Here is a 26116-nt window from a genome sequence, read left to right as displayed (position 1 = left end):
TTTTTTTAATTGAAAATATTTTTTTTAAGATATTATTAACATTTGAAATACTAAAACAAAAAAAACCTCAATCATTTGATTGAGGTTTTAAGCAGTGGTGCCTCCAGGAATCGAACCAGGGACACAAGGATTTTCAGTCCTTTGCTCTACCAACTGAGCTAAGGCACCGCCTTAATTGTGATGCAAATATAGAGCGAAAATCCGTTCTACCAAACATTATTTAAAATATTTTTTAGACGAAAAAGCTATCTTGTTCATTTACCGAGAAATAAATTTTAAAATATTTTTATCTTTGCAAAAAATGAGTGGTTTTAATATTTTAATAGAGATTTAACAACTCATTTTTGCAATCTAATTTTTACAATTCGCAACAAATCATCATATTTGCGTCTTAGAATTCTATTATACATTCATAATGAAGTGGATTATTTGTAGTTTATCACTATTTAGCGTGGTAACAATAAAAGCTCAGTCAATATCAGTTTCACCTTATTCGGCATACGGAGTAGGGGAGCAATTGTTTGATAATAATACTGAACAAGCTGGTATGGGCGGTATCTCAACGGTTCCTACGAATCCTTTTGGACAAAGTGCGAATTTTTCGAATCCTGCAGCAAACCAAAACTTGCGTATGACAACTTTCAATGCAAGTGGAAGTGGAACTAATTATAATTTCAAATCTGGAACAGATAAAGAAAATGCAGGTCGTTTCAATGTTTCTAATATTTCATTGGCTTTTCCAGTTGGTGAAAAAGGAAGTTTCGGAGTTGGTTTTCAACCTTACACAGCGTTGGGATATGATATTATGAATACTTCTGAGAAAAATAATATCAAACAAACTGTACAGATGAAAGGTGATGGAGGGTTAAATAGTCTTCATGCTTTTTATTCAAGAAATCTTTCAAAAGGATTTTCTTTAGGTTTGCGTGTTAATTATCTTTTCGGAGAGTTGCAACGTAACGAGATTTTAGCTGTAGATGGAGCAAGTTTAGCTGTAGATTATAGCGATAAATCGAACTATCGTGGTGCTCAATTTACGTTAGGATCTATGTATACGAAGAAAATTGGAAAAAATAACAATTTAAACATTGGTGCTACTTATACATTAGGAACTAAGTTAAGAACAGATGTGACAGATCTTACAACTTCTTACACATATATCGGAACAACACAATATTCTGTAGATACAATTTCTATTATTAGAATTGATAATGGAAAAACTAAGATTCCACAACAATTTACTTTAGGAGCATCATATTCTAAAGATAATACGTGGTCGTTAGCTGTAGAAGCGAAATATAATAATTGGAAAGATTTCTCTCAACCATTAGAAGGTCAAAATACTACAATGTCTTCTGCAGTAGATTACAAAAACAATGTACGTTTGGCAGTTGGAGGATATTGGATTCCAGATTATAACAGTTACAAAAGTTATTTTAATCGTGTAACGTATCGCGCTGGGATGTATTATCAATCAGCTCAGTATTCTATTCACGGAACAGATATTGATGCTTATGGAGCAACTTTAGGTTTTGGATTTCCAATTGGAAAACAAAATGATGGCTCTATGATGAATATTTCGTTAGAGTACGGACAAAAAGGAAAAACAACAAACAACTTAATCAAAGAAAATTATTTAGGAGTTAAAGTTGGATTTGATATTAACGATATTTGGTTTAGAAAAAGAGTTATTGACTAATTTTGGACAAACAAAAATTGTATAAAAAAGCAAACGAAAAAGTTTTAATTAAACCGAGTATTGTATTTGGTCTGATTAGCGTTTTCGTTTTGCTTTTTTCTTGTAAAAAAGAACTTCCTCCTATCAGTAAAAAGAAGGTAGAATTCCCAACACGCACACTTATCAATGCAAATATTATCAACAAAGATTCTGGAAGAATTTCGGGTAATTTGCGTTCACCATTAATCGAAGAATATACAACCGTAGATTCTCCTTACACGATTTTTAGAAAAGGTTTAAACCTTGACTTTTATCAAAAAGGAAGTGTGAAACCAGGTTATTTTCAGGCAGATTGGGGAAGATTAAGTGATGTAACAGGAATCTACGAATGTAGAGGAAATGTAATTATCGTAAATGAGAAAGGTGATTCGTTGAAAAGCGAGCAATTATTTTGGAATAAGAAAAATAAAACAGTTTATACATCGAAAGAAGTTTACTTAATTAGCAAGGAAGGCGATTCGTTAACAGCGAAAAACGGTTTGCAAGCTACTGACGATTTAGAAACCTATACTTTATTCAATAATCAAGGATTTAAGTATGTTGATGATAATCAAAAATTCTAAAGAGCGTTAAAAAAATTAACAAAAAAGCGCATACTTGTCGCTTCTTCTATTTTATTATTCAATGTATTGTCGTATTTTCGCCACCTATTATAGAAATAACATTAAAATAAAACAATGGCAGTTTTAGGAGAAATTCGTAAAAAAACTTGGCTGATCTTCGTGGTAATCGGAGTTGCAATGTTAGCTTTCGTTGCAGGAGATTTATTCGGAGAGAATTCAAAAATAAAACAATTATTTACTGGAGATCCGTCTGTAGTTGGTACAGTGAACGGAGAACCTATTGGTATTGCAGAATATCAGAGTGCGTACGATCAAACACAAAAGATGTACGAAAATCAAGGTCAAACTGCAACTCCAAATCAAATTGCTCAACAAACTTGGAACAGCTTAGTTAGTCAGAAAGTGTTGAAACAACATGCTGAAAAATTAGGTTTAAAAGTTTCTGATGATGAATTTTGGAGCTATACAGCTCAAAACTTCGGAATGGCATCTGGTGCAGAAGCACAACAACAGATTGCTCAATTAGAAGCGAATGCGGCATCAAGCCCAGAAGCGCAACAACAATATAGAGGTTGGTTGCAAACTGCTGAACAAATAAAATTACAGATTTTATCTCAAAAATATTTTGGTTATGTAATGGCTGGTACAGCGGTTACAGGTAAAGAAGCGGATATTCAACAAGGATACAATATTTCGAATGCAAATATTCAGTATGCATTTGTTGATTATGCAACTTTGGCTAAAAAATTAAATGTAAAAGTAACAGACGAAGAAATTTCTGCTTACGAAGCGAAATATCCAAAATTGTTCAAAGCAGAAGGTTTAGTAAAATTAAGTTACACTTATTTCCCTGCTGGAGCTTCGACTGCTGATGACGCTGTTGCTTTAGCAAACATCAAAAAGTATCTGTCAACTCAAATTGTTCATGACGAAGTAAACAATGTTACAGATACAATTGCAGCATTTGGTTCTGCAAAAAGTGATTCGGTTTATGTGACTCAAAATTCTGAGAAACCATTTATTCCAAATTATTTTACAAAAGCAGAATTGGAACAAGCTCAATTAGGACCAGAAGCTACAAACTTCTTGAAAACTGCTACAGTTGGACAAATTGGTGGACCTTTCAAAATTGGAAATACATACCAATTATACAAACTTTCGAAATCGAAAGAAGTAAAAGATTCTGTAAAATCTAGTCACATCTTAGTTTCTTATACAGGAAGTGCTGCTGGAAACGGAGTAAAACGTACAAAAGACGAAGCAAAAAAATTAGCTGAGCAAATTTTAGCTGAAGTAAAAGCTAATCCAGCTTCTTTTGGTGAAGTAGCTTCAACAAAATCTGATGATAAATCATCTGCTGTACAAAAAGGAAGCATTGGTTGGGTTGGAAAAAACAATCAATTAGATCAAACTTACAATGGATTTATTTTTACAAAACCAGTTGGAACAGTTGATTTGGTAGAATCTCAATTTGGGTTCCATATCATCAAAGTTGATGATGCGAAAAACAAAACAGCTTATCAAGTTGCAAACATTGTAAAAACAATTGAGCCTTCTAAAGCGACAACAGAAAAAGCATTTACAAATGCAAGAACATATGTTCAGAATGTTGAAGGAAAATCATTGAATGATTTCAAAAATACTGCGAAAAAAGGTGGTTATTTAAATAATACAACAGAAGGAATTGAGCGTTATGCTGCAATTGGTCAAGATATTCCAAACGATCAGGACGGAGATATCTTAAAATGGGCTTTTGACAAGAAAACAGATAAAGGAGCAACAAACTTGTTTACATCTTCTACAGGAGATTACATCGTTGTTCATTTAGTTGAAAAATTTGACAAAGGTTTAGCACATCCAAGTGTTGTTCGTCAATATGTAGAGCCAGTTTTGATGCACGAAAAAATTGCTAAATTGGTTGATGAGCAAGTTGCAAACGGTGGATTGAATGCTTTTGCATCTAAATTCGGAGCGAAAAAAGGAAATGCTACGGTTAACTTCTCTAATTCTAATTTAACTGGAATTGGTTTAGAGCCTAAAGTTGTAGGAGCTGCGTTTGGTGTAAAACCAAATCAATCTTCTAAAGCGATTGCAGGTAATGCTGGAGTTTTCTACATTATTCCTTCAAATCAACAAATTCAAAAGAATCAAAAAGGTTCAATGATTTTGGATAATTTAAACCGTCAATTACAAGGACGTTTCCAACAAACATTGTTACAATCATTGATTCAAGCTGCTGACGTGGTTGATAACCGCGATAGAGCTTTACGTTAAGATTTAAATTTCTTATAATATAAAACTCCCAAGCTGTAAAGTTTGGGAGTTTTTTTTGATATATTTTTAAAACAGTTTTCTAAATCATAAATATAAATTTCCCATTTCGGGAAATAATTTATAACTTTATCAAAATAAAATAATTGAGAGTCATAGCTAGAAAAATATTACGAGAATTTTGGGAAAAACATTCTGATTGCGAACAGCAATTAAAATCGTGGTATCAAGAAGCTGAAAAAGGAACTTGGAAAAGTTTGAACGAATTGAAAAATGAATATCCAAGTGCAAGTATTTTAGAGGAAAATAGAGTTTGTTTTAACATAAAAGGAAATAATTATAGGTTAATTGTAAAAATTAATTTTAATTATCAAATGATGTGGATTCGATTTATAGGGACTCACGCTGAATATGATAAAATAGACGCAAATAAAATTTAAGATAATGAGATTAAAACCTATAAAAACAGAACAAGACTATCTTCAAGCTTTAAATAGACTTGAAGTGATTTTTGATGCAATTCCTGGATCTAATGAAGGAGATGAATTAGAAATTTTAGGCATTTTAATAGAAAAATACGAATCTGAAAATTTTCCAATTGAACTTCCAGATCCAATTGAAGCAATTAAATTTAGAATGGAACAACTTAATTATTCGCAAAATGATTTGGCTGAAATAATAGGTTTGAAAAGTAGAGCGAGTGAAATTTTAAATAGAAAGAGAAAGTTATCATTAGAAATGATTAGAAAACTGAATGAAAAACTTCATATTCCGTCAGAAGTTCTAATTCAGGCATATAAATAAAAATCTCCCAAGCTTAATAAGTTTGGGAGATTTTGGTTTATGGAAATTGATTATTTATTTTTTTTCAATTTCTGATAAAAAAGATTGAATGGAATCCATTTTATCTTTAGTTGTTATGATTTTGAAGAAAATAATATCACGATCATCATTGTCTTTAGAAATTTCAATTTTATGATAAGAATCTGATTCGGATAATTCAAACCATATTTCTTTATCGCAATTAGTTTGAAAAAGATTATATTTTATTATATCTAAATCCTTTTGAAAACTAAATTCTTGTTTAAGGAGTTTGATAAATTTATTTAGATAAGTTGAATATATCCAAAAATTATTTTCTTCCATATTTTTAATAGATTAACTTACTTATCAAACCCATTCGGATATTCGCTTTTTACAAGCTCTATCTTCGCTTCTACAGCTTTTTGTAAATCTTCTTGGTATTTGATTAATCTTTCTTGCAAAGTTGGATTAGTCGCACCTAAAATACGCGCAGCCAAAATTCCTGCATTCTTCGCAGCATTCACAGCAACCGTCGCAACCGGAATTCCATTTGGCATTTGCAAAATAGACAAAATCGAATCCCAACCATCAATAGAATTTGACGATTTAATAGGAACACCAACAACAGGAAGCGGCGTAATAGACGCAACCATTCCTGGTAAATGTGCGGCGCCACCAGCACCAGCTATAATGACATTTATTCCACGTTCGTGAGCCGTTTTTGCATAATCAAACATACGTTGTGGCGTACGATGCGCAGAAACAATTGTTAATTCGAAAGGGATATTTAGTTCTGTTAATAGATCGGCTGCTTGTTTCATGATAGGCAAATCGCTATCACTTCCCATTATAATTCCTACCATAATTGTTACTTTTTTGCCACGACTTTCACCGTTGCGTTAACTTGTTTTATGTTTTGTTTTAATTGTTCTAAATCATCGTTCACCAATGTAACGTGTCCCATTTTTCGACCTGGTTTTGTGATAGTTTTTGCGTACCAATGCAAAAATGTTCCTGGAATCGTCAATAATTCTTCAATATTTTCGATTTCTGCTTGTCCAGTTTGTCCTTCAGCACCAATCAAATTGACCATTGCAGAAGTTGTAAACAATTTTGTAGAACCAAGTGGTAATTGCATTAACGTTCTTAACATTTGATCGAATTGTGATGAATAAGCCGCTTCGATTGTCGAATGTCCCGAATTGTGAACACGAGAAGCTGTTTCGTTAACCCAAATAGATTGGTCTTTGTTAACAAACATTTCTACTGCGAAAACTCCTGAAGATTTCAATGCTTTTACAACATCGCGAGCAATTTGTTCCGCACGTTCAGTGATTTCTTTCGGAAGTGTAGAAGGCATTAATAAATAATCTAATAAATTATATTCTTCGTTTATAACAAATTCTACGGTTGGATAAGTCACGATATTTCCTGAATGATCGGCAACTGTAACCACTGCAATTTCGCGATCCAAATCGGCTGGCGTTTCGAAAATTGAAGGAGCTTGAAGCATTTTGTCTAAATCAGCTTCAGATTTTAGGAATTGAACACCTTTTCCATCATAACCATCTTTTCGAGATTTTTGAAAAATCGGATAATTGATGTCTTGTTTCGATTTTAAATCTTCCCAATTATCTAATCCAAAATAAGGCGCAGTCGGAATATTATTGTTGACATAAAATTCTTTCTGAACTCCTTTGTCTTGAATAATCGCTAAAGCTTCAGGATCTGGAACAACGCGTTTTCCAATTGATTTTAGGTAACGTAACGCTTCAACATTTACGTGTTCGATCTCAATTCCGATCGCATCTAAATCTTTTCCAAATGCAACAACCGTGTCATAATCTTTGAAATCGCCTTGTACAAAATGATGTGCATGTGGTGCGCAAGGTGCATCAGCAGCTGGATCTAAAATACTAATCTCGCAAGGATATTGCAATGCATTTTGCAAAAACATATACCCCAATTGTCCTCCTCCTAAAATTCCGATTTTTATCATATTGCGAAGTTAATGAATAATATAATTTCTATTTTTACGAGAATTAAAAAAGTATTGACGAGATGTTAACAAAATGGAGTAGAATTTTATTTTTTGTATTTGCTGGAATTTATTTAACGAGCAAGAGTTTTTATCAATATTTTGTATTCGATATGTTGGTGCAATATTCTATATATGCGCTGATTATTGCTTTTTTCTTGTGTTTGATTTACAATTATTCAATTCGAAAAGAAGAAAAGAAAAATATTTTATGGTTGATTCCTTTGGTTGCGATTCCAATTATTACGTATAAAAACTTAGGAAATTTCTATTTTGGAGAAAATGCAAAAGGAGAAAAATCTAATTTTAAAATTACGTCGATCAATATTTTTTCTCAAAATGAAGAATTTCAACATCTAAAAGATTATTTAGCTAAAGATAAAAGTGATGTAATTGTTTTACAAGAATTAACGCCTGCTTGGCAAAAACATGTAGAGTTTATCCGAAAAGAATATCCATATTATAAAGAAGAGGTGAGAAGTAACAATTTTGGAATTGCGATTTATTCTAAAATTCCATTCTCTAAAGTATCTACAAAAAATTATATTGATGAAATGCATCCGTCTATTTTAGCGGAAATTATTGTAGACGCTAAGCTGGTAAGCATTTTAGCAACACATCCTGTTCCGCCTTTACCAAATCAGGCTCGTTTTGAAAGACGAAATAAACAATACGAATTGATGAAGCAAGAAATTGATGCTTTACCGAATGAAAATATCATTTTAGTTGGCGATTTGAATTCAACAGTTTATTCTCCGAACTTCAAATTGGTGCAATCGGATAAAATGAAAGATGCTCGTTCTGGTTTTGGATTGAATAATTCTTGGAATGCTTTTATTCCAATTTTTCGCACAAATATTGACCAATGTTGGGTTTCGAAGAAAATAAAAGTGACCAATTTTTATCGTGGAGATGATATAAAATCAGATCATTTTCCGATTGTTGCAGAACTGAAAATAGATTAAGAATTTGGGTTAATTTTTAAATTTCAAAAAAAAGATTACCTTTGAAGTTCAATCGAAAGGGGTGCTTCTTTACAAGAGGCTGAGATTATACCCAAAGAACCTGGGCAGGTAATGCTGCTAAGGGAACTGGTACTTCACCAAATTACATTCGCGCGTAAATTATAAAAGTGTAAGATGGCTCCTTTCATAATATTTTTTAAAATTAATTATGAAAAGGTCGATTTTTTTATTGTCATTATTTGGTGCATCTATTCTTTATGCACAAGAAAAAGATTCTATTCAAAAAGAAGAAATTCAATTAGGAGAAGTTTCAATTGTCGAAAAACTTCCGATTACAGTTGAAAAGGTAACTGATAAAATGTTACAAAAGAAGAATTTGGGACAAGATATTCCAACTTTGTTAAATTCTGCTACGTCTGTTTCTATAACTTCCGATACTGGAACAGGAATTGGTTATTCGTCTATCAAAATTCGTGGACTTAATGAACAATCAATCAACGTTACATTAAATGGAATTCCGCTTAATAATCCTGAGTCTCAAGGTGTTTTTTGGGTGAATATGCCAGATTTGGCTTCATCTACAAGTTCTATGATAATTCAGAGAGGAGTTGGAACTTCATCAAACGGGATGGCTTCTTTTGGAGCAAGTGTTAATATCGAATCTCAAAATCCGTCTATCGTTCCTTTTGCAGAAGCAAATGTTTCTTTCGGAAATTATAAAACGCAAAAATATACAGTTCAGGCTGGTACGGGAAAAATACTAAATAATAAGTTGAGTATTGATGGACGTTTTTCTAAGATAAATTCAGATGGATATGTAGACAGATCTTGGTCAGATTTAATCTCTTATGATTTTACTGCCTTATATGAATTGAATGAAAAAACAAAGTTTAGATTTCAGAATATGTTTGGAAAAGAACAAACGTATCAGGCATGGAGTGGTGTAGATGCTGAAACTTTAAAAAAAGATAGAACATATAATTTTGAAGGAGAAATTTTAGACGAAAATGGAAAGGTTGAAGGTTTTTATAAAAATCACACTGATAATTACCGTCAAAATCATTATTTTCTTTCGTGGTTACAAGATTTTGGGAATAATTGGAAATCAAATTTAACAGTTCATTACACAAAAGGTAAAGGTTATTACGAGAGCTATAAAAATAATCGCAGTTTGAAACGTTATAAATTGGATTATTTAACTTCAGAAAAAAGAAATTTAATTAATCGTGAATATCTTGATAATGATTTTTATGGTTTTAATCTTGAAGTTGAAAATCAACGTCTAAATGATTTTAAAGTATTTTTCGGATTATCTGCAAACGAGTATGATGGCGATCATTATGGAAATGTTTTATGGGTAAAAGGCACGGATTTTAAGGATAAAGATTTCAAATATTACAACAATCGTTCTGTGAAAAAGCAATTGGCAGCTTATGCGAAAGTGTTGTATCAATTGAATAAGTTTGAATTATTTGGTGATTTGCAATATCGTTATGTTGATTATGATGCGAAATATTTACCAAATGGGAAAAATGATGATGAAAAGTTTAGACCATTTTCGGATACATTCAATTTTGTGAATCCGAAAGCTGGGATAAATTTTAAAATCAATTCTTCGAATGTATTGTATGCTTCTTATGGTATTTCACATCGTGAGCCTTTGAGAAATGATTATGTAGATTCTAAATCTAAACCAAAAGAAGAATTTCTACAAGATTATGAATTTGGTTATAGAAAAGTAGGACAACTTTCTTTGAGTGCAAATTTGTATTATATGGATTACCAGAATCAGTTGGTTGCAACAGGAGAGTTAAATGAAGTAGGTGCAAGAAAGCGTGTTAACTCTGGAAATAGCTATAGAAGAGGAATAGAGTTGGATGCGAATTATAAGGTTATTCCGAATCACTTGAATATTTTTGGAAATTTAACTTTAAGTCAAAATAGAAATATAAATTACGAAGAGGAGGTTTGGGATGAAAAAGGAATTTCTTCTATAAAAAATTATGGAAAAACAAAAATTTCGATGTCACCTGATGTGATTTCTGCTTTTGGTTTTGAAGTTATTCCTTTCAAAAATGTGTTGATTAATTTGACGAATAAATATATTGGTGAACAATATTTATCAAATACAGAACCAGTAGATGGAAAATTAGATAGTTATTTGGTTTCGGATCTTTTGATTCGATATTCGCCAAAAGTAAAAGGAATTAAAAACCTTGAATTTTCATTCTTGATTAATAATTTATTTGATGTAGAATATGAATCAAACGGTTATTATTACGGAAAAGCATTTTATTTTCCACAAGCTGGAATTAATGTTTTTGGCGGAGTTGGAATTCGTTTGTAAAAAGTCAAAAGCTCGAGATTTATCTCGAGCTTTTTTTATTCTTCAATATATTCAAGAGGAATATGCCAAATTTCGGTTTTATTTTTTTCTCGAAAGAAATCTAAATGTCCAATTTCATCTAATCCATATTCTTTTGGAATGATATTCAAACGTTTTTTCTTCGCATTTTTCAAAACTAATTTCCCAAATAAATCTACAGATTTTGGCGTTGCCATAAAATCATCATCCAAACTAATGATTAAAACAGGTTTTGTAATTTCATCATACAAATTTTGCGTTTCATCAGCGTAACCTAGAATTGAAGTTTCATTCAGAATTAGTTTTCGCCAATCTTTCGCAATTCCGATTGGAATTGGTTCACCCATTCCAACCTTTTGAGAAGGAAAAAATCCATAAAAAGCAGATAAAATAGGAATCGCAATACGAAAAAAGAAATTCACTTTTGGTTTATCCTTTTGATGAAAATTTTTGATATAGCCATATTGAGAACCAATCGTTACAATTTTATCATAAACTTTGTAAGCGCGTGTCAAACCAATCATAATTCCACCGATACTATGACCAATTAAAAATTTTTCGTGATTGGGATAAAATTCTTCGATATATTGTGTCAAACCTAAAAAATCTTTATCGGCCCAATCTGTAAAATGCGCTTTAAAATCTTTTAACTTTTTGGGTTTAGAATCGCCGATTCCGCGATAATCATACGTAAAAACCAAATATCCCTTATTAGCTAAATACGTTGCATATTTGGCATAAAAAGTTTGTTTAACACCAATTGCAGACGAAATGACAATGATTTTTTTGGTTGCGTTGTTTTCGCCAAAAGAGGTTACGGCAATTGGATATTTGTCGGAAGCTTCTAGTATGAATTTTTTCATTCTTTTTATTTGATAAGGTAAAAAATATACCTTTACAAGGTAAATCAATCTTATGAAAAAAAATATTTTAATTCTATTAATCTTATTCTCTTCAAAAATGTTTTCTCAACAATTAAAACCTGATAATGTGATTGGTTTTTGGAAATTACAAGAATCGGGCTTTTATGAAAATGGCAAAAAAGTGTCTAAAGAATTTGATGATTGCCGGTTAATGAGAAATTATACAATTTGGGATAATGGATATGCTATTTATAACTATGTAGAAGGAAGTAATGGCAATTGTTTTCCTAGTGAGCCTCGATTAACATTGTGGCGAATTGTTGATAATAGAATTCAATTTTACATTGATGATTATATTTTTGAGGATAGAATTGTGAAAATTAATCAAGATAAAACGATAACTTTTGAAACATATATTGATAAAAAAATTGTAGATTCTGATAAGAAATTTGAGAAAATAGCAAATACAATCAGTTATGATATTTTACGTAAACAATAAATAAAGAAAATAAGTTTTCAGGTTTATTTTTTATATTCACTTTACGTCATTCAAAATCTTTATTTTTACCACATAATTATTGAACCGAATGAAAAATATATTCAGCCTATTTTTAGCATCAATTTTATTGCTTTCAGTTTTTTCGTGCAAAGAAGACGATTCGTTGGCAATATCGCAAGATCAATTGTTGCGATCTGGAAAATGGCAATTGAAAGAAATTAGAAAAACGAAAGGGAATATAACGGAAACAGACAAGTTGTTGTCTTGTGAGCGACAGTCTACATTAGATTTTTCGGATGTTACGAATTATAATTCTAACATGTATAAAACCGAAAAAGGAAATTGTGTACAAGAACAAACGACAGGAACGTATGTGTATAATACGTCTAAAACAAAACGTTTGTTAACGATGTCTCTGAATGATACAACGTACAATTATTATGTGAAGCAGTTAGATCCAAAATATTTGATTTTGCAAGATACGTTGAGTAAAGTAGATACGATAAAGCTTCGTTTGCAAGTTTTTGAAATTGTAAAATAATAATGAAAATACCTTCCATTTTGGAAGGTATTTTTTATTCGAACATTTTTCGTGTAATAAAATCTTTGTCTAAACTCCAAGCGCGTGCAGGAGAATATTCACGTCCATAATAAATGATTTGAATATGTAATTTGTTCCACAACTCTTTTGGAAAGATTTTCTTCGCATCTTTTTCTGTTTCCTCAACATTTTTACCTTTTGTCAATTTCCATAATTTCATCAAACGATGAATATGTGTGTCGACAGGAAAAGCAGGATGACCAAACCATTGAGACATCACAACCGAAGCGGTTTTGTGTCCAACACCAGGTAATTCTTCTAATTCTTCAAAACCTTCTGGAACTTCGCCATCGTATTTTTCGATTAAAATTTCAGATAATCGTTTGATATTTTTGGCTTTTGTGTTTGATAAACCAATTTCGCGGATATAATATTTTATTTCATCTACTTCTAATAACGACATTGCTTTTGCGTTAGCAGCTTTCGCAAATAATTCGGGTGTTACTTGATTCACTTTTTTATCTGTTGTTTGGGCAGATAATAAAACGGCGATCAATAATGTAAAAGCATCTTGATGGTCTAATGGAATTGGTGGAACTGGATATAATTTTTCCAATTCATCAATCACAAATTGGATACGCTCTTTCTTTAACATCATAAGTTCTGAAACTTTTTGTGTAAAAATAATGAAACATCTTTAATTATGCTTTAAATAATCAGCCACAAGCTTTCTTACAAAAAAATAAAAGTAAATATTTAGCGACTTATTTTGGCGTTGTATAACATTACATTTGTAGTATAAATAAAAGATTAATTAGTTAAATCAGTTACGATTCAAGATTTAATCATTATTTTTACGAGAAGTTCTAAAGACAAATCAAGATGTTAAAAATAGGAGATAAAGTTCCAGATTTTAAAGGAATTGATCAAGATGGAAACGAAGTTTCGTACCAAGATTTTGCAGGAAAAAAATTAGTCGTTTTCTTTTATCCAAAAGCAAGTACACCAGGTTGTACAGCCGAAGCATGTGATTTACGCGATAACGAAAATGCGTTGAAGGCGCAAGGTTATCATTTGGTTGGAGTAAGTGCAGATTCTGTGAAAAGACAAAAGAATTTTGCTGAGAAGAACAATTTACGTTTTCCTTTGCTTGCAGATGAAAATCATGAAATTCTGAATGCTTTCGGTGTTTGGGGACCAAAGAAATTTATGGGACGCGAATTTGATGGAATTCATCGTACAACGTTCATTATTGATGAAAAAGGAATGATTACGGATGTAATTGAAAAAGTGAAAACAAAAGAACACGCAAAACAAATTTTAGAAAAATAAAAAATAATATAATGAGCGATTTAGACAATAAAAAGAAAGCGTTACAGCTAATCTTAGATAAGATGGACAAAGCTTACGGAAAAGGAACTGTAATGCGTATGGGAGATTCGGCTGTTGATGATAAAATAGAAGTAATTCCTTCTGGATCTTTGGGATTAGATTTAGCGTTAGGAGTAGGAGGTTATCCTCGCGGACGTGTTATCGAAATCTATGGGCCAGAATCTTCTGGTAAAACAACATTGACATTACACGCTATTGCTGAAGCGCAAAAAGCTGGTGGTATCGCTGCTTTTATTGATGCTGAGCATGCTTTTGACCGTTATTATGCAGCGAAATTGGGTGTTGATGTAGAAAACTTAATTATTTCTCAACCAGATAATGGTGAGCAAGCATTAGAAATTGCAGATAACTTAATTCGTTCGGGAGCGATAGATATTATCGTAATTGACTCTGTTGCGGCACTTACTCCAAAAGCGGAGATTGAAGGTGAAATGGGAGATTCTCGTATGGGATTACAAGCGCGTTTGATGTCTCAAGCTTTACGTAAATTGACAGGAACAATTAATAAAACGAAATGTACAGCGATTTTCATTAACCAATTACGTGAAAAAATTGGTGTTATGTTTGGTAATCCAGAAACAACAACTGGTGGTAATGCCTTAAAATTCTATGCATCTGTACGTTTGGATATTCGTCGTTCTACTCAAATCAAAAATGGAGATGAGGTAATCGGAAATCATTCGAAAGTAAAAGTGGTTAAAAATAAAGTTGCTCCTCCATTCCGTCAAGCAGAATTTGATATTATGTATGGTGAAGGAATTTCTAAAGTTGGAGAAATTTTGGATATGGGTGTTGAGAAAGGAATTGTAAACAAATCTGGTTCTTGGTATTCATACAACGATAGCAAATTAGGACAAGGTCGCGATGCTGTAAAAGAAGTATTGAAAGATAATCCTGAATTGGCAGAAGAAATTGAAGCTAAAATTGTCGCATTAATCAAAGGTGAGCCAGTAGATGGAAAACCATCAGTTGATAATCCAGCTGACGAAGCAGAATTATTTGCTGAAGATTAATTCGAAAGAATTTTTATATAATGATTTTAAGCTCTGAGGTAACTCAGAGCTTTTTTGTTTATCTTATTTTACATAAATCGCATAATCTCCTTTTATCATTTGTAAATTCTAAAGTTGTTTTTAAATCACAAGATGTTAAGTTGTACGAGACATCTTTTCCGTTTTCAATATAACCTCCGTCTTTAATTTTCCAAGTTCCTTGTAATAAATCTGATTGAGGGATATTAGAATCATCATCGTTATTACAAGATACGAAAAATGTAGTCGCTGAAAGTGTAGCAAATAATAATTTTTTCATAAGTTATTTTTTGATTGGCAATAAAGCTTTGAAAAATGATATTAATTAAACGTTTTTAAATATTTATAATAAAAAACCACTTCTGCAGAAGTGGTTTGTCATGTTGAATTTATTTCAACATTGTATACTGTTTATGATGAGAATCTGAAACGAGTTCAGAATATTCATATTTATTAGTTAAATAGTAAAGCCTTTAAGTAGGGAGGTATTAATAAAAAAAGACAATCAAATTGATTGTCTTTTTTGCTCCTCCTCTTGGGCTCGAACCAAGGACCCTCTGATTAACAGTCAGATGCTCTAACCAACTGAGCTAAGGAGGAAAATCCGATATTTTAAAATTTTATTTTTATGTCTTTGTTTGACATTTCACTAAAAAAGCTCCTCCTCTTGGGCTCGAACCAAGGACCCTCTGATTAACAGTCAGATGCTCTAACCAACTGAGCTAAGGAGGAATGTTGCTTAATTGTGGGTGCAAATATAGAAGTATTTTTTACACCCACAAAAAATATTTTAAAATTTATTTAAAAATCATATTCACAATATCGTTCCCGAAGATGAATACCATTAATCCTAAGATAATTACAACTCCAACCATTTGTGCTTTTTCTAAAACTTTTTCACTTGGTTTTTTACCTGTCACCATTTCATAGATGGCAAAAACGGCATGTCCACCGTCCAAACCTGGGATTGGTAATAAGTTAATGAATGCTAACCAAGCAGAAATCATTGCCGTAAATGACCAGAAAAATAACCAGTTCCATTCTTTTGGCATTTGTTTTACCATTCCAATTGGTCCAGCAACTTGTTTACGACCGTCTTTTACTTGGAACAATGTTCCAATTCCACGAACTTGCGTTGAAATCGCTTCAAATGGCTCTACAATTCCTTTTGAGATTCCTTCACCAATTGTATAATCTTCTTTTGATATTAATGAATCTAAATATGCTGTTGATCTAATGAATCCAATTTCGCCATTTTTGTTAACACTTACCATTAATTCAATAGGCTCGCCTTTTCTTTCAATACTTAAAGAAACAGTTTTTCCTTTGTATTCTTTTAATTTATTTTTTACATCTGAATACAATGGTGTTGTAAAACCATCAACAGCAACTACTTTATCATTCTTTAATAAACCTGCTTTTTGTGCTGCACTATTCTCAACAACAGAATCAACAACAGTTGGCATTTGAGGTACAAAGAAAGCACCTTTAGCGTTTAAAATTTCAGTTCTGAAATCTTCTGTAATTGGTAAAGAAACTTCTTTTCCTTGACGTTTTACATCTAAAGTTTCGCCACCTAACAAGGCTTCTTTTCCTATTTCGTTTAAAGATTGATATTTTACCCCATTTACTCCAATTGGAATATCACCTTTTTGTAAGCCAAATTTAGTTTGAGTTGCATTCGCTTCAATTCCGTATTGCATTTTGTTTACATCAACAAAGCTTTTTCCTTGAGAAATGAATAAAATAGTATAAATAATCATCGCTAAAATGATATTCACAATAATACCTCCTAACATAATGATTAATCGTTGCCAAGCTGGTTTTACGCGGAATTCCCATGGTTTTGGTTCTTGTTTCATTTGTTCCAAATCCATACTTTCGTCAATCATTCCCGAAAGTTTTACGTATCCTCCAAGAGGCAACCAACCGATACCGTAAACAGTATCACCAATTTTCTTTTTCCAAATGGCAAATTTCACATCGAAAAAACAAAAGAAACGTTCGACACGAACGCCAAACCATCGCGCTGTTACATAATGTCCTAGCTCGTGCAACATTACTAAAAGCATCAAACTAAGCATTAAGGTAGCTATCTGTATTAACATATTGTTTTAAATTTATTTATGTTCGAATTTTATTAAACGATTACAAAATTAATCGAATTTATTTATCAAAGCTGTTTATTTTTTCCATTCTAAGGTTTCTAACAATTTTTTTACATCTTTTTTGATATAATCAACTGCTGGAGCTAAAGAATCGGGTTTTGGTTGAGTTTTGAAATAAACCGAACCTGCTAAAAAATTCTTCACACTATCCGTCGCATGAAACTGAATATTAATTGCTGATTCTCCTCCTAATTCATACATAGTACCAAAAACCTTTTTTTCTGGAAAAGAAAATTCTTGTGGCGAGATAAAACTGGCTTTAACCGTCTGTTCTTGCACAAAACTCTCACTTTCTTTTATTTGAACGATTAAATCTTGTGGAGACTGAACCGGAAAATATGTCAGGTAAATTGTCGCTTTCATTCTTGGATAAACAATATTGAAAGAGTTTGGTTTTTTACCCATAATGACCTTCCCAAAGTTTGAATATTGGAAAGTATAAGGCACATTTTCTTTGAATGACAGATAAGTTTGCTGCGGATATTCGAGGCGAACTTGCCCTAAAGGTTTGGCAACTTCCTCGCTTTTATTACACGACACAAAAAAAATAGCACTACTACATAATGCTATTATAGTTTTAAAATTCATTGTATAACGTAAAACGTTAAGTTTTGTAAAATTCATTTAATTTTTTAATTTCTAAAAAGGCAAATCATCTTCTCCTTCATCTATAAAAGGCGGCTCGACAACCGTTGTGTTTTGTTGACTTTGCTGAACTTTCTTCTGATCATTTTGCATGGCTTGACGCTGTTCATTGTCAATTTTTGGTGTCAAAAACTCGATTGAATTTGCTACGATTTCTGTTGTATAACGCGTTTGTCCGTTATCGTCCCATTTGCGCGTTTTGATGCGACCTTCAACAAAAACTTTATCTCCTTTTTTCAGATAACGATCACATAATTCTGCCAATTTATTGCGTGTCACAATATTGTGCCATTCTGTTTCTGTAATTCGCTCTCCCGTTCTAGAGATATAAGATTCTGTTGTTGCAATAGGAAATCGTCCAATACAATTTTGTTCGTCAAAATGATGCAATTTTACATCATCACCCAAATTTCCGATCAAAAGTACTTTATTTGTTGTTCCATTCATAGTTGTAATAGGTTTTTAGTGGCTTGTTACTTACAAAGTTAATCCAAATAATGTTTATTTATAAATTTTTCTATTGGTTTTGGAAGCGGATAATGTTCGAGATCGTTTAAAGCAATCATTTCAAAATCATTTTCGGCTTGCAAATTTGTTATATCTCTTAAAGATACATTTAATTTCCAATATTTTATAAATAAATTTTGATGTGACAAAATGTGTTTCTCTTCTTCGATAAAAGTTAGATTATTTTCAAGATTATGATCTAAAATCCAACCTTTATCCAATAAATCAGTTTCAGTTTCGATTTTTGGAAAAGTGAATAAATTTTTCCAAACATCATTTCCAATTCGTTTAGACAAGGCAATTTTATCTTCATTTTCGATGAGAATAAAATGTAAAAAACGATTCGATACTTTTGTCTTTTTCAATTTTATAGGCAATTCGTTGACTTTATTTAATCGAAGCGCTTCACAAGATTCGTTAAGTGGACAAATTTCGCATTTTGGTTGTTTTGGTGTACAAATCGTTGCTCCCAAATCCATCACCGCCTGATTAAAATCACCTGGACGTTTTTTATCAATGATTTCTAAGCCCAAATCCCAGAAAATCTTCTTTGTTTTTGGCGAACTTATATCATCTGTAATATTAAAATATCGCGCAAAAACTCGAAACATATTTCCGTCTACAGCAGGCACAGATTCATCATATACAATAGATGCAATTGCAGCCGCAGTGTAATCTCCTACGCCTTTTAGCTTTTTTAGATCTTTGAAATTATTCGGAAATTGTCCGTTTAATTCATCAGCAATCGTCTTTGCCGTGAAGTGTAAATTTCTGGCACGGGAATAATAACCCAGTCCTTGCCAGAGTTTTAGGACTTTTTGTTCGTCGGCATTTGCCAAATCGAAAATAGTCTCAAATTCTTGTATGAAATTATTGTAAAATTTCATACCTTGGTCAACCCTTGTTTGTTGGAGAATAATTTCCGACAACCAAATATGAAATGGGTCTTTTGTATGACGCCAAGGTAAATCTCGTTTATTTTTGTCAAAATATGACAAAATCAGATAGTTGAAGTTCATAAAAACTGAAAAAATCTTTTTTTGTTGGGATACTATCGTTATATTTGCACCCGCTTTCAAATTTAAGAATAATAAGAGGAATTATGACAAAGGCAGAAATAGTAAATAACATTTCAGGTAAATTAGGACTTGAAAAGAGCGATACTCAAAGAGTGGTAGAATCGTTTATGGAGGAGGTGATTAAATCATTAGTAGAAGGAGAAAATGTATACTTAAGAGGATTTGGTTCTTTTACTATTAAAACTAGAGCTGAAAAAACTGGTAGAAACATTACGAAAGGAACTTCTATCATTATCCCAGCACACAACGTTCCTACATTTAAACCAGCTAAGACTTTCATCGAAGATGTAAAGACTAGCGAAGCAAACGTAATCAAATAACAATAAAATAATTGTATCATGCCAAGCGGAAAAAAACGTAAAAGACATAAGGTAGCGACGCACAAACGCAAAAAACGTCGTCGTCTTAACAGACACAAAAAGAAAAAATAATTAGTAGCTAAGCTATTAATAATTTAGTCTTTTTACAAGATAGCACTTTTCAATGGAAATTTTGGAAAGTGCTTTTATCATTTTTAAAAACATAATTTTTTGATGAGTAAAGAATTAGTGATTTCAGCCTTAGCTGATCAAGTACGCATCGCAGTTTTAGATGAAGGTCGCTTGATGGAATTTCATCAAGACACTGCAAATGATGGCTTTGCAGTTGGCGACATTTACTTGGGTAAAATCAAAAAATTAGCTCCTAGTTTAAATGCAACCTTTGTTGACATTGGTTATTCGAAAGATGCATTTTTACATTATCATGACTTAGGTCCACAAATACGTTCGTCAAATGCGTACAACAAAATTGTAGCAAATGGCACGTACAAAACCGAAAAATTGAAGAACTTCCGTATGGAAGAACCGATTGACAAAGATGGACAAATTACAGAAATCTTTGCCCCAGGTGATTCCGTTTTGGTTCAAATTACAAAAGAACCAATCCATACGAAGGGACCAAGAATTACTTCTGAAATTTCAATTGCTGGTCGATATTTAGTTTTAGTTCCATTTTCGGAACGTGTTTCGATTTCACAAAAAATCAAACAAAAACCAGAACGCGATCGTTTAATCAAAATTTTAGAAGGTTTAACACCAGAAGGCTTCGGAGTTATTATCAGAACAGTTGCTGAAGAGAAGAATGCAGAAGAATTACAAGCAGATTTGGCTTATTTGTTAAACAAATGGACTCAAATCTTCAAAAATCTTCAAAAAAAGAAAGCGCCAGCTAAAATTCTTAGCGAAATGGACAGAGCTTCTTCTATTTTAAGAGATAATTTTAATGATGATTTTATTAAAATTTCTGTTGATGATGACGAATTAGCTGACGAAATGCGCGAATATTTGGAAGTTATTGCACCAGATAAAATTAATTTGGTAAAAGAATACGACGATCCATTTGTTCCAATTTTTGAGAAGTTTAATGTCGAAAGACAAATTAAACAAGCTTTTGGTAAAACGGTAACTATTCCACAATCTAAAGGTGCATATCTTGTGATTGAACATACAGAAGCGTTACACGTAATTGATGTAAATTCGGGAAATATTTCTCGAAATTCTAAAAATCAGGAAGATTCAGCTTTTGCCGTAAACAAAATTGCTGCTTCTGAAATTGCACGTCAGTTGCGATTACGTGATATGGGAGGAATTGTTGTGGTCGATTTTATTGACATGACGGATGTAGAACATAAAAAAGAATTGTTTGAACATCTGAGAGCTGAAATGGCGAAAGATAAAGCAAAACATAAGATTTTGCCACCAAGTAAATTTGGATTAATTCAGATTACAAGACAACGCGTTCGCCCAGAGGTGAATTTTGTTACAACTGAAGAAAATCCTAACCAAGAATCGAATGAAGTTGAAGCACCTATCGTTACAATTGATAAAATTGAACAAGTGCTCTTGAATATCCTTGATAGAAAAGATAAGGATTTACGAAAAATGTCGTTGCACGTGCATCCTTTCGTAGCTGCTTATTTACAACATGGATTGCCAAGCATTCAGATGAAATGGTTTTTTAAGCATAAAAAGTGGATTAAGATTGTACCAAGAGATGCGTACAAATACTTACAATTTAATTTCTTGGACAAGGATCATAATACACTTTACAACGAATCAAATTAAGAAAAACCTCGCAATTGCGAGGTTTTTGTTTTTAATTAATCTTTTTCAACTCCTCCGCTAGAGTTTTCTGCGTCGACCATCATTTGTACTCTTTTTTTATATTCACTTTCAAGTTTTTTAAACTCTTCTTGATTGATTAATTTTCCTTTATTAGGTTCAGTAAATTTTAATGAATTATCCAATTGAATAGATTCTAATTTATATGTCATATATTGATCAGGAACGGTTTTAAATGATTTTCTCATCTCCAATATTAATCCAGGAAGATTATTATAATTATTAGGTCCACATTTCGATTTTATTTCTGTAGCATACCAAGCTTCGAGTAATAAATCACCTTCTTCGTATATTGCTTTCTTAACATTAAATCCTTTTATAACCTTAGTTTCTCGAGTCAAATTCCAATTTATTTTAGTGAAATCTACTTTTATCAAGTACAATTTATTATCCATTTCTCTTGAAACCTTTAAATAATTTTTATCAAAATCATAATAACTTTCTAAGTCTTTGTAGCCGCCAATGTAATTTAAATTGCTTGTAGCTCCTTGAGAATTATCAAGTTTTACAATTTGTTTTTGAGAACAACGATTATTATCACCAGTTAATTCTATATATAATGGTCGAGAATAACGTTTTTCAGTTTCTAAATCTTGTTCTGTTTTTCCGAAATTCATGAACTTACGAACTTCATATTCAACCTTGAATTTTTCTTGACCAAAACTAAATATTGGAAAAAAAATTAACAATAAATATTTCATATGTAATCGGTTTGAAGATAAATATACCTAAATTATATAAAAAAATCCGTTCAACTATTTGAACAGATCTTTTTATATTCGTTATTCAACTTAATACTATGAAAAAAGTCTTCCGAATTCTACTCAAAACTTTAGGCCTTTTAGTTTTACTAATTGTGGTGTATCTGCTTGCGGTAGTTTTGTTACCAATGATTCCAGTGAACAAAGAAAAACAAAAACTTAACGATCAAATTACTGCGTATATTTTGACAAATGGTGTACACACAGACATTGTAGTTCCTGTAAAATCTGAAGCGATTGATTGGTCTACTTTTGTGCTTTTTTCGGATACAAAATCGAAAAAAGAATACAAATATATTGCCTTTGGTTGGGGAGATAAAGGCTTTTATTTGGATACACCAGAATGGAAAGATCTTAAATTTTCTACAGCTTTCAACGCTGCATTTTGGTTAGGAGATTCGGCGATGCATACTACTTTTTATGATAATATGACTGAGAGTGAAGATTGTAAAAGAGTTGATTTGAGTGTAGAAGAGTATCAAAAATTAATTGTTTACATCAAGCAATCATTTAATTTGGATCAAAATAACAAAGTCGAATTAATAAAAACAGATGCTGTTTATGGAGATAGTGATTCGTTTTACGAAGCAAAAAGAAGTTATAGCTTATTTTTTACGTGTAATACGTGGGCAGCAAACGCACTAAAAGAAGCAAACAAAGAAGCGCCGTTGTGGACGGCAACACAACAAGGAATTTTTCGTCATTATGAATAATTTTTTTAAATTATTTCTAATTCATTTTCAAAGAGTTGCCTATTGATGCGACTTGTAGAACGAAAAAAAATACTTTTAAGATTTGGAAGTAATAAAATTTGCTCTATATTTGCAACACAATATCGATAACGATACTCCTCCTTAGCTCAGTTGGTTAGAGCATCTGACTGTTAATCAGAGGGTCCTTGGTTCGAGCCCAAGAGGAGGAGCAAAAAAGACAATCAATCTGATTGTCTTTTTTTATTTCACAAATATTTAACATTTCCTCACACAACCATTCACCTAACTTTTGCATCTTACTAATAGAAAAACAAATAAAATCAGATTAGTATGAAATTTAGAAAAGTATTTAGCGTTTTAGCATTATTAATGGTTATGGTAACATTCGCACAAAAAAATATGAAAATAGATTATTCAATGTATCCAAAAGCAAAAGATGGATATGAACAGAAAATTATCACTTTAAAACCACAAGCCAATGAAGAAAACTATTTAGTTGAAATATTTGCTGGGAAAAAAACAAAGGTTGATTCTTGTAATCAATTTTTCTTAAGTGGAAATTTTGATCAAAAAACTGTTGATGGTTGGGGTTATGATTATTTTAATTTCGAAACTGATGGAAATATAGCAGGAACTTTAATGGGATGTTTTGACAATAAATCTGTCGAAAAAATTGTACATGCTCAATCTTTGCAGACGCGTTACAATAGCAAATTACCAATCGTAGTTTACGTACCAAAAAGTTATACATTAGAAAATAGAATTTGGAAAGCAGATGAAAAACTTAATTTAGTTAAGTAATATTTATAGTTGTTAATTGAAAAAGCTCGAGAGATTCTCGAGCTTTTAAATTTTAATGAAATACCAATTGCGTAATCGTGTAAATAACTAAACCAACAAGTCCTCCAACCAACGTTCCGTTAATCCGAATAAATTGCAAGTCTTTCCCAACTTCCAATTCTAGCTTTTCGCTCAACTCTTTTCCTTCCCATTTATCAACGGTATTACTAATCAAACTTTCTACTTCTTTGACATTTCGTAAAATCATACGGTAAATAAAATGACGCACCCAACCATTAATCTTATCAATCATTTCTTGGTTATCGTTCAAATTCTCGGTCAATTTTATTATATTTTTTTTAATGTAAACTTGCATTGCAGAATTATCATCATCAAAACTTTCAGTCAAATTTTGTTTAATCGCCAACCACAAATCCAAAGCATAAACATTCAATCGTTCTTTTGTGATAAAATCATCTCGAAGCGATTCTAACCTAAATTTCCAATCGGGAGATTCTTTTATATTCTGAATATTTTCTCGGATAATTCGTTCGATATTATGACGAATTGGATGTTCTTTATCTTCTTCAACCTCATCCAAAAAACTCACCACGCCTTCTACTACTCCTTTCGATATTTTTTTACCAGCAAAAAATGAAATCACAGGATGTTTTTCGTTTAATTTATCTTTAATAATCAAATCACTTTCTAAGATATATTCTTTCGCTTTTGGAATAATTGCTTCTAAAATTTCGTTGTGTTTTTCCTTTTCTAAAATATACTCTAAACTTGATGATACTAATTCAGGTAAATCAAACTGTTTTAAAATTTCATCACCTTTCAAGGTTATAAAATCAACGACATCTTTATCATTTAAATCTTTGACAATTTTCTTGGAGAAATTAATCAATTCTTCTTGCAACATTTCTTGATTAGCAGGTTTATTCAACCAATCTGCTGCATATTTTACAACTTCTAATTTCTCGATATATGGACGAATTGTAGATGGCGTCAAAAAATTCTCAGTTACAAACTGTCCTAAATTATCTCCGATTGCATTTTTACTATTTTCGATCAGATTTGTATGCGGAATTTTAAGTCCAAGCGGATATTTGAACAAAGCTGTAACCGCAAACCAATCGGCAAGCGCACCAACCATCGCTGCTTCGGCAAATGCTTCCACATATCCGATCCATTTCACAGGTGAATGTTGACTTAGATAAACCATCAAAAAGTAAATAAAAGCCATCAAAATGAATAATCCTGTCGCAATAGCTTTATGTTTTTTGAGGTTTTGTATTTTCTGAAGTTCCGTCATAAAAGTGTTTTGAAAATTTGTTGCAAAAATTTAGCCAATCAAAAAAGCGGAGAATTCTCCGCTCAAATTTTTGTGTTTTTGATTTATTTACTTTCCTGAAAAACCAATAATGCAACATTTGCACTCGATAATAATCGTTGGCTATGATTGATTGTAAATAATCTTTCGAAAGACGATAATTCACGGTGAACAACACCTAAAACATCGATGTTGTTTTTTGTACAATAATTGATTAAACCATCTTCTACATCTTTACTCGGTTCAATTGTAATCATCGCTTCAGGATATTCTTCTTCCCATTCTTTTTTCACGCTTAACATTTGTGGAGTAATCGATTTATCATCAACATGTACAATGTTCAACAATTTATCGTAACGTTTTGTCACTTCTTCCATTTGCGATAAAGCTTTTGCTTCTTTTTGATTGAACAATGTAGCGTAAGCAAAATTTCTTTCTTCTTTAAATTTTACATTATTTGGAACAACCAACACAGGTGCAGGCGAATTGTTAATGACATTTACCGTGTTAGAACCAAAAAACTTTTTGCCTAAACTATTTTGTCCATTCGTTCCCATCACCACGTATTGTATATCTTCTTTGTTGATAATATCCAAAATCATCAACAACAAATCGCCAACAACCAAAGAACTCTCTATTTTAACGTGTTCAAGATTATTTTCTTTTGCAATATTCTTAAGTTTATTGATATAATTTTCGAAATTTTCTTCTGTAACTTCAAGATAATTTTTAAGATTTGATTGTACCGAGACTAACTTAATATTAGTTTTGAGAACTTTTGCAAGGTTTAACGCATACAAAAAAGCATTGTTCGCTGTTTCCGAAAAATCGGTTGGAAATAATATTTTAGCCATAATAATTAAATTCTAGAATAGATTGTTCTATAAATTTACAA

General features: G+C 31.7%; 28 protein-coding genes and 4 tRNA genes. 16 read left to right on the top strand and 16 right to left on the bottom strand.

Annotated elements, in window-relative coordinates; genetic code table 11:
• Nucleotides 1-95 precede the first annotated feature (95 nt).
• Nucleotides 96-168 (bottom strand) — tRNA-Phe (locus tag G0Q09_RS05940).
• A gap of 247 nt (nucleotides 169-415) precedes the next feature.
• On the opposite strand from G0Q09_RS05940, the gene bamG reads away from it, so the two are divergent.
• The 5 genes from bamG (at nucleotide 416) to G0Q09_RS05915 (ending at nucleotide 5376) form a co-directional block, all read left to right on the top strand.
• Nucleotides 416-1699, top strand: a complete 1284-nt coding sequence (bamG, locus tag G0Q09_RS05935; protein ID WP_257468088.1) for a BamG family beta-barrel-assembly machinery protein — start codon at nucleotides 416-418, stop codon at nucleotides 1697-1699.
• Nucleotides 1700-1716: 17 nt separating this feature from the next.
• Complete coding sequence (lptC, locus tag G0Q09_RS05930) at nucleotides 1717-2301, top strand: LPS export ABC transporter periplasmic protein LptC (protein WP_257468087.1); 585 nt, start codon at nucleotides 1717-1719, stop codon at nucleotides 2299-2301.
• Nucleotides 2302-2415: 114 nt separating this feature from the next.
• Nucleotides 2416-4575: a peptidylprolyl isomerase gene (locus tag G0Q09_RS05925; protein ID WP_219034264.1), complete on the top strand. Its 2160-nt coding sequence runs from the start codon at nucleotides 2416-2418 to the stop codon at nucleotides 4573-4575.
• Between the two features lie 143 nt (nucleotides 4576-4718).
• The gene (locus G0Q09_RS05920) at nucleotides 4719-5012 is read left to right on the top strand and encodes a type II toxin-antitoxin system HigB family toxin (RefSeq protein ID WP_219034263.1); all 294 of its coding nucleotides are present in this window, start codon (nucleotides 4719-4721) and stop codon (nucleotides 5010-5012) included.
• 4 nt (nucleotides 5013-5016) lie between these two features.
• Nucleotides 5017-5376 (top strand): helix-turn-helix domain-containing protein, encoded by a 360-nt coding sequence (locus G0Q09_RS05915; protein ID WP_125349912.1) that lies wholly within the window; start codon nucleotides 5017-5019, stop codon nucleotides 5374-5376.
• Nucleotides 5377-5430: 54 nt separating this feature from the next.
• Here G0Q09_RS05915 and G0Q09_RS05910 read toward each other — a convergent pair whose 3' ends face one another.
• The 3 genes from G0Q09_RS05910 to G0Q09_RS05900 are packed head-to-tail and all read right to left on the bottom strand — an operon-like array spanning nucleotide 5431 to nucleotide 7375.
• Nucleotides 5431-5718 (bottom strand): hypothetical protein, encoded by a 288-nt coding sequence (locus tag G0Q09_RS05910; protein ID WP_219034262.1) that lies wholly within the window; start codon nucleotides 5716-5718, stop codon nucleotides 5431-5433.
• A 17-nt stretch (nucleotides 5719-5735) separates the two neighbouring features.
• Nucleotides 5736-6239: a 5-(carboxyamino)imidazole ribonucleotide mutase gene (purE, locus tag G0Q09_RS05905; protein WP_219034261.1), complete on the bottom strand. Its 504-nt coding sequence runs from the start codon at nucleotides 6237-6239 to the stop codon at nucleotides 5736-5738.
• 5 nt (nucleotides 6240-6244) lie between these two features.
• Nucleotides 6245-7375 carry a 5-(carboxyamino)imidazole ribonucleotide synthase gene (locus tag G0Q09_RS05900; RefSeq protein WP_219034260.1) on the bottom strand — a complete coding sequence of 377 codons (1131 nt, stop codon included), beginning with the start codon at nucleotides 7373-7375 and terminating at the stop codon, nucleotides 6245-6247.
• A 62-nt stretch (nucleotides 7376-7437) separates the two neighbouring features.
• On the opposite strand from G0Q09_RS05900, the gene G0Q09_RS05895 reads away from it, so the two are divergent.
• Both G0Q09_RS05895 and G0Q09_RS05890 read left to right on the top strand, forming a co-directional pair.
• Nucleotides 7438-8379, top strand: a complete 942-nt coding sequence (locus G0Q09_RS05895; RefSeq protein ID WP_219034259.1) for an endonuclease/exonuclease/phosphatase family protein — start codon at nucleotides 7438-7440, stop codon at nucleotides 8377-8379.
• Nucleotides 8380-8587: 208 nt separating this feature from the next.
• The gene (locus G0Q09_RS05890; protein WP_219034258.1) at nucleotides 8588-10726 is read left to right on the top strand and encodes a TonB-dependent receptor; all 2139 of its coding nucleotides are present in this window, start codon (nucleotides 8588-8590) and stop codon (nucleotides 10724-10726) included.
• Nucleotides 10727-10761: 35 nt separating this feature from the next.
• Here G0Q09_RS05890 and G0Q09_RS05885 read toward each other — a convergent pair whose 3' ends face one another.
• The gene (locus G0Q09_RS05885) at nucleotides 10762-11607 is read right to left on the bottom strand and encodes an alpha/beta hydrolase family protein (protein WP_219034257.1); all 846 of its coding nucleotides are present in this window, start codon (nucleotides 11605-11607) and stop codon (nucleotides 10762-10764) included.
• Between the two features lie 52 nt (nucleotides 11608-11659).
• Between G0Q09_RS05885 and G0Q09_RS05880 the strand changes: the two genes are divergently transcribed.
• Both G0Q09_RS05880 and G0Q09_RS05875 read left to right on the top strand, forming a co-directional pair.
• Entirely contained in the window at nucleotides 11660-12106 is a 447-nt protein-coding gene (locus tag G0Q09_RS05880) for a lipocalin-like domain-containing protein (protein WP_219034256.1), read from the top strand.
• Between the two features lie 88 nt (nucleotides 12107-12194).
• Entirely contained in the window at nucleotides 12195-12647 is a 453-nt protein-coding gene (locus G0Q09_RS05875; protein ID WP_219034255.1) for a lipocalin family protein, read from the top strand.
• A 34-nt stretch (nucleotides 12648-12681) separates the two neighbouring features.
• On the opposite strand, the gene nth is transcribed toward G0Q09_RS05875, so the two are convergent.
• Entirely contained in the window at nucleotides 12682-13302 is a 621-nt protein-coding gene (gene nth / locus G0Q09_RS05870) for an endonuclease III (RefSeq protein ID WP_038333161.1), read from the bottom strand.
• A 221-nt stretch (nucleotides 13303-13523) separates the two neighbouring features.
• Here nth and bcp point away from each other — a divergent pair, with 221 nt between their 5' ends.
• Complete coding sequence (gene bcp / locus G0Q09_RS05865; protein ID WP_125349907.1) at nucleotides 13524-13979, top strand: thioredoxin-dependent thiol peroxidase; 456 nt, start codon at nucleotides 13524-13526, stop codon at nucleotides 13977-13979.
• Nucleotides 13980-13990: 11 nt separating this feature from the next.
• On the top strand, nucleotides 13991-15052 hold the full coding sequence (gene recA, locus G0Q09_RS05860) for a recombinase RecA (protein ID WP_038333157.1): 1062 nt from the start codon (nucleotides 13991-13993) through the stop codon (nucleotides 15050-15052).
• Between the two features lie 58 nt (nucleotides 15053-15110).
• On the opposite strand, the gene G0Q09_RS05855 is transcribed toward recA, so the two are convergent.
• The 7 genes from G0Q09_RS05855 to mutY all read right to left on the bottom strand — a co-directional run bounded on the left by G0Q09_RS05855 (nucleotide 15111) and on the right by mutY (nucleotide 19388).
• On the bottom strand, nucleotides 15111-15350 hold the full coding sequence (locus G0Q09_RS05855) for a hypothetical protein (protein ID WP_219034254.1): 240 nt from the start codon (nucleotides 15348-15350) through the stop codon (nucleotides 15111-15113).
• Nucleotides 15351-15596: 246 nt separating this feature from the next.
• Nucleotides 15597-15670 (bottom strand) — tRNA-Asn (locus G0Q09_RS05850).
• A 58-nt stretch (nucleotides 15671-15728) separates the two neighbouring features.
• A tRNA-Asn gene (locus G0Q09_RS05845) sits at nucleotides 15729-15802 on the bottom strand.
• Between the two features lie 65 nt (nucleotides 15803-15867).
• Nucleotides 15868-17178 carry an RIP metalloprotease RseP gene (gene rseP / locus G0Q09_RS05840; protein ID WP_125349902.1) on the bottom strand — a complete coding sequence of 437 codons (1311 nt, stop codon included), beginning with the start codon at nucleotides 17176-17178 and terminating at the stop codon, nucleotides 15868-15870.
• A gap of 75 nt (nucleotides 17179-17253) precedes the next feature.
• Nucleotides 17254-17862 (bottom strand): gliding motility lipoprotein GldD, encoded by a 609-nt coding sequence (gene gldD / locus G0Q09_RS05835; protein WP_257468083.1) that lies wholly within the window; start codon nucleotides 17860-17862, stop codon nucleotides 17254-17256.
• Nucleotides 17863-17877: 15 nt separating this feature from the next.
• Nucleotides 17878-18330 (bottom strand): single-stranded DNA-binding protein, encoded by a 453-nt coding sequence (locus G0Q09_RS05830; protein ID WP_219034253.1) that lies wholly within the window; start codon nucleotides 18328-18330, stop codon nucleotides 17878-17880.
• A gap of 38 nt (nucleotides 18331-18368) precedes the next feature.
• Complete coding sequence (mutY, locus tag G0Q09_RS05825; protein ID WP_257468082.1) at nucleotides 18369-19388, bottom strand: A/G-specific adenine glycosylase; 1020 nt, start codon at nucleotides 19386-19388, stop codon at nucleotides 18369-18371.
• A gap of 104 nt (nucleotides 19389-19492) precedes the next feature.
• On the opposite strand from mutY, the gene G0Q09_RS05820 reads away from it, so the two are divergent.
• Both G0Q09_RS05820 and G0Q09_RS05815 read left to right on the top strand, forming a co-directional pair.
• The gene (locus G0Q09_RS05820) at nucleotides 19493-19789 is read left to right on the top strand and encodes an HU family DNA-binding protein (protein ID WP_019975652.1); all 297 of its coding nucleotides are present in this window, start codon (nucleotides 19493-19495) and stop codon (nucleotides 19787-19789) included.
• 213 nt (nucleotides 19790-20002) lie between these two features.
• Nucleotides 20003-21574 carry an Rne/Rng family ribonuclease gene (locus G0Q09_RS05815; protein ID WP_038334846.1) on the top strand — a complete coding sequence of 524 codons (1572 nt, stop codon included), beginning with the start codon at nucleotides 20003-20005 and terminating at the stop codon, nucleotides 21572-21574.
• Nucleotides 21575-21609: 35 nt separating this feature from the next.
• On the opposite strand, the gene G0Q09_RS05810 is transcribed toward G0Q09_RS05815, so the two are convergent.
• Nucleotides 21610-22332 (bottom strand): GLPGLI family protein, encoded by a 723-nt coding sequence (locus G0Q09_RS05810; protein WP_125349904.1) that lies wholly within the window; start codon nucleotides 22330-22332, stop codon nucleotides 21610-21612.
• A 98-nt stretch (nucleotides 22333-22430) separates the two neighbouring features.
• Between G0Q09_RS05810 and G0Q09_RS05805 the strand changes: the two genes are divergently transcribed.
• The 3 genes from G0Q09_RS05805 to G0Q09_RS05795 all read left to right on the top strand — a co-directional run bounded on the left by G0Q09_RS05805 (nucleotide 22431) and on the right by G0Q09_RS05795 (nucleotide 23906).
• Nucleotides 22431-23105: a TIGR02117 family protein gene (locus tag G0Q09_RS05805; protein ID WP_125349905.1), complete on the top strand. Its 675-nt coding sequence runs from the start codon at nucleotides 22431-22433 to the stop codon at nucleotides 23103-23105.
• Between the two features lie 135 nt (nucleotides 23106-23240).
• A tRNA-Asn gene (locus G0Q09_RS05800) sits at nucleotides 23241-23314 on the top strand.
• A 121-nt stretch (nucleotides 23315-23435) separates the two neighbouring features.
• Complete coding sequence (locus G0Q09_RS05795) at nucleotides 23436-23906, top strand: ecotin family protein (RefSeq protein ID WP_219034251.1); 471 nt, start codon at nucleotides 23436-23438, stop codon at nucleotides 23904-23906.
• A gap of 52 nt (nucleotides 23907-23958) precedes the next feature.
• Here the strand turns inward: G0Q09_RS05795 and G0Q09_RS05790 are convergent, their stop codons facing one another.
• Complete coding sequence (locus G0Q09_RS05790) at nucleotides 23959-25203, bottom strand: DUF445 domain-containing protein (RefSeq protein WP_219034250.1); 1245 nt, start codon at nucleotides 25201-25203, stop codon at nucleotides 23959-23961.
• An 83-nt stretch (nucleotides 25204-25286) separates the two neighbouring features.
• On the bottom strand, nucleotides 25287-26075 hold the full coding sequence (locus G0Q09_RS05785; RefSeq protein WP_125350660.1) for a universal stress protein: 789 nt from the start codon (nucleotides 26073-26075) through the stop codon (nucleotides 25287-25289).
• Nucleotides 26076-26116 lie beyond the last annotated feature (41 nt).

The sequence above is a fragment of the Empedobacter falsenii genome (genome assembly GCF_019308355.1).
Taxonomy (GTDB): Bacteria; Bacteroidota; Bacteroidia; order Flavobacteriales; family Weeksellaceae; genus Empedobacter; species Empedobacter falsenii_B.
This window is presented reverse-complemented; position numbering and strand designations above follow the sequence as displayed.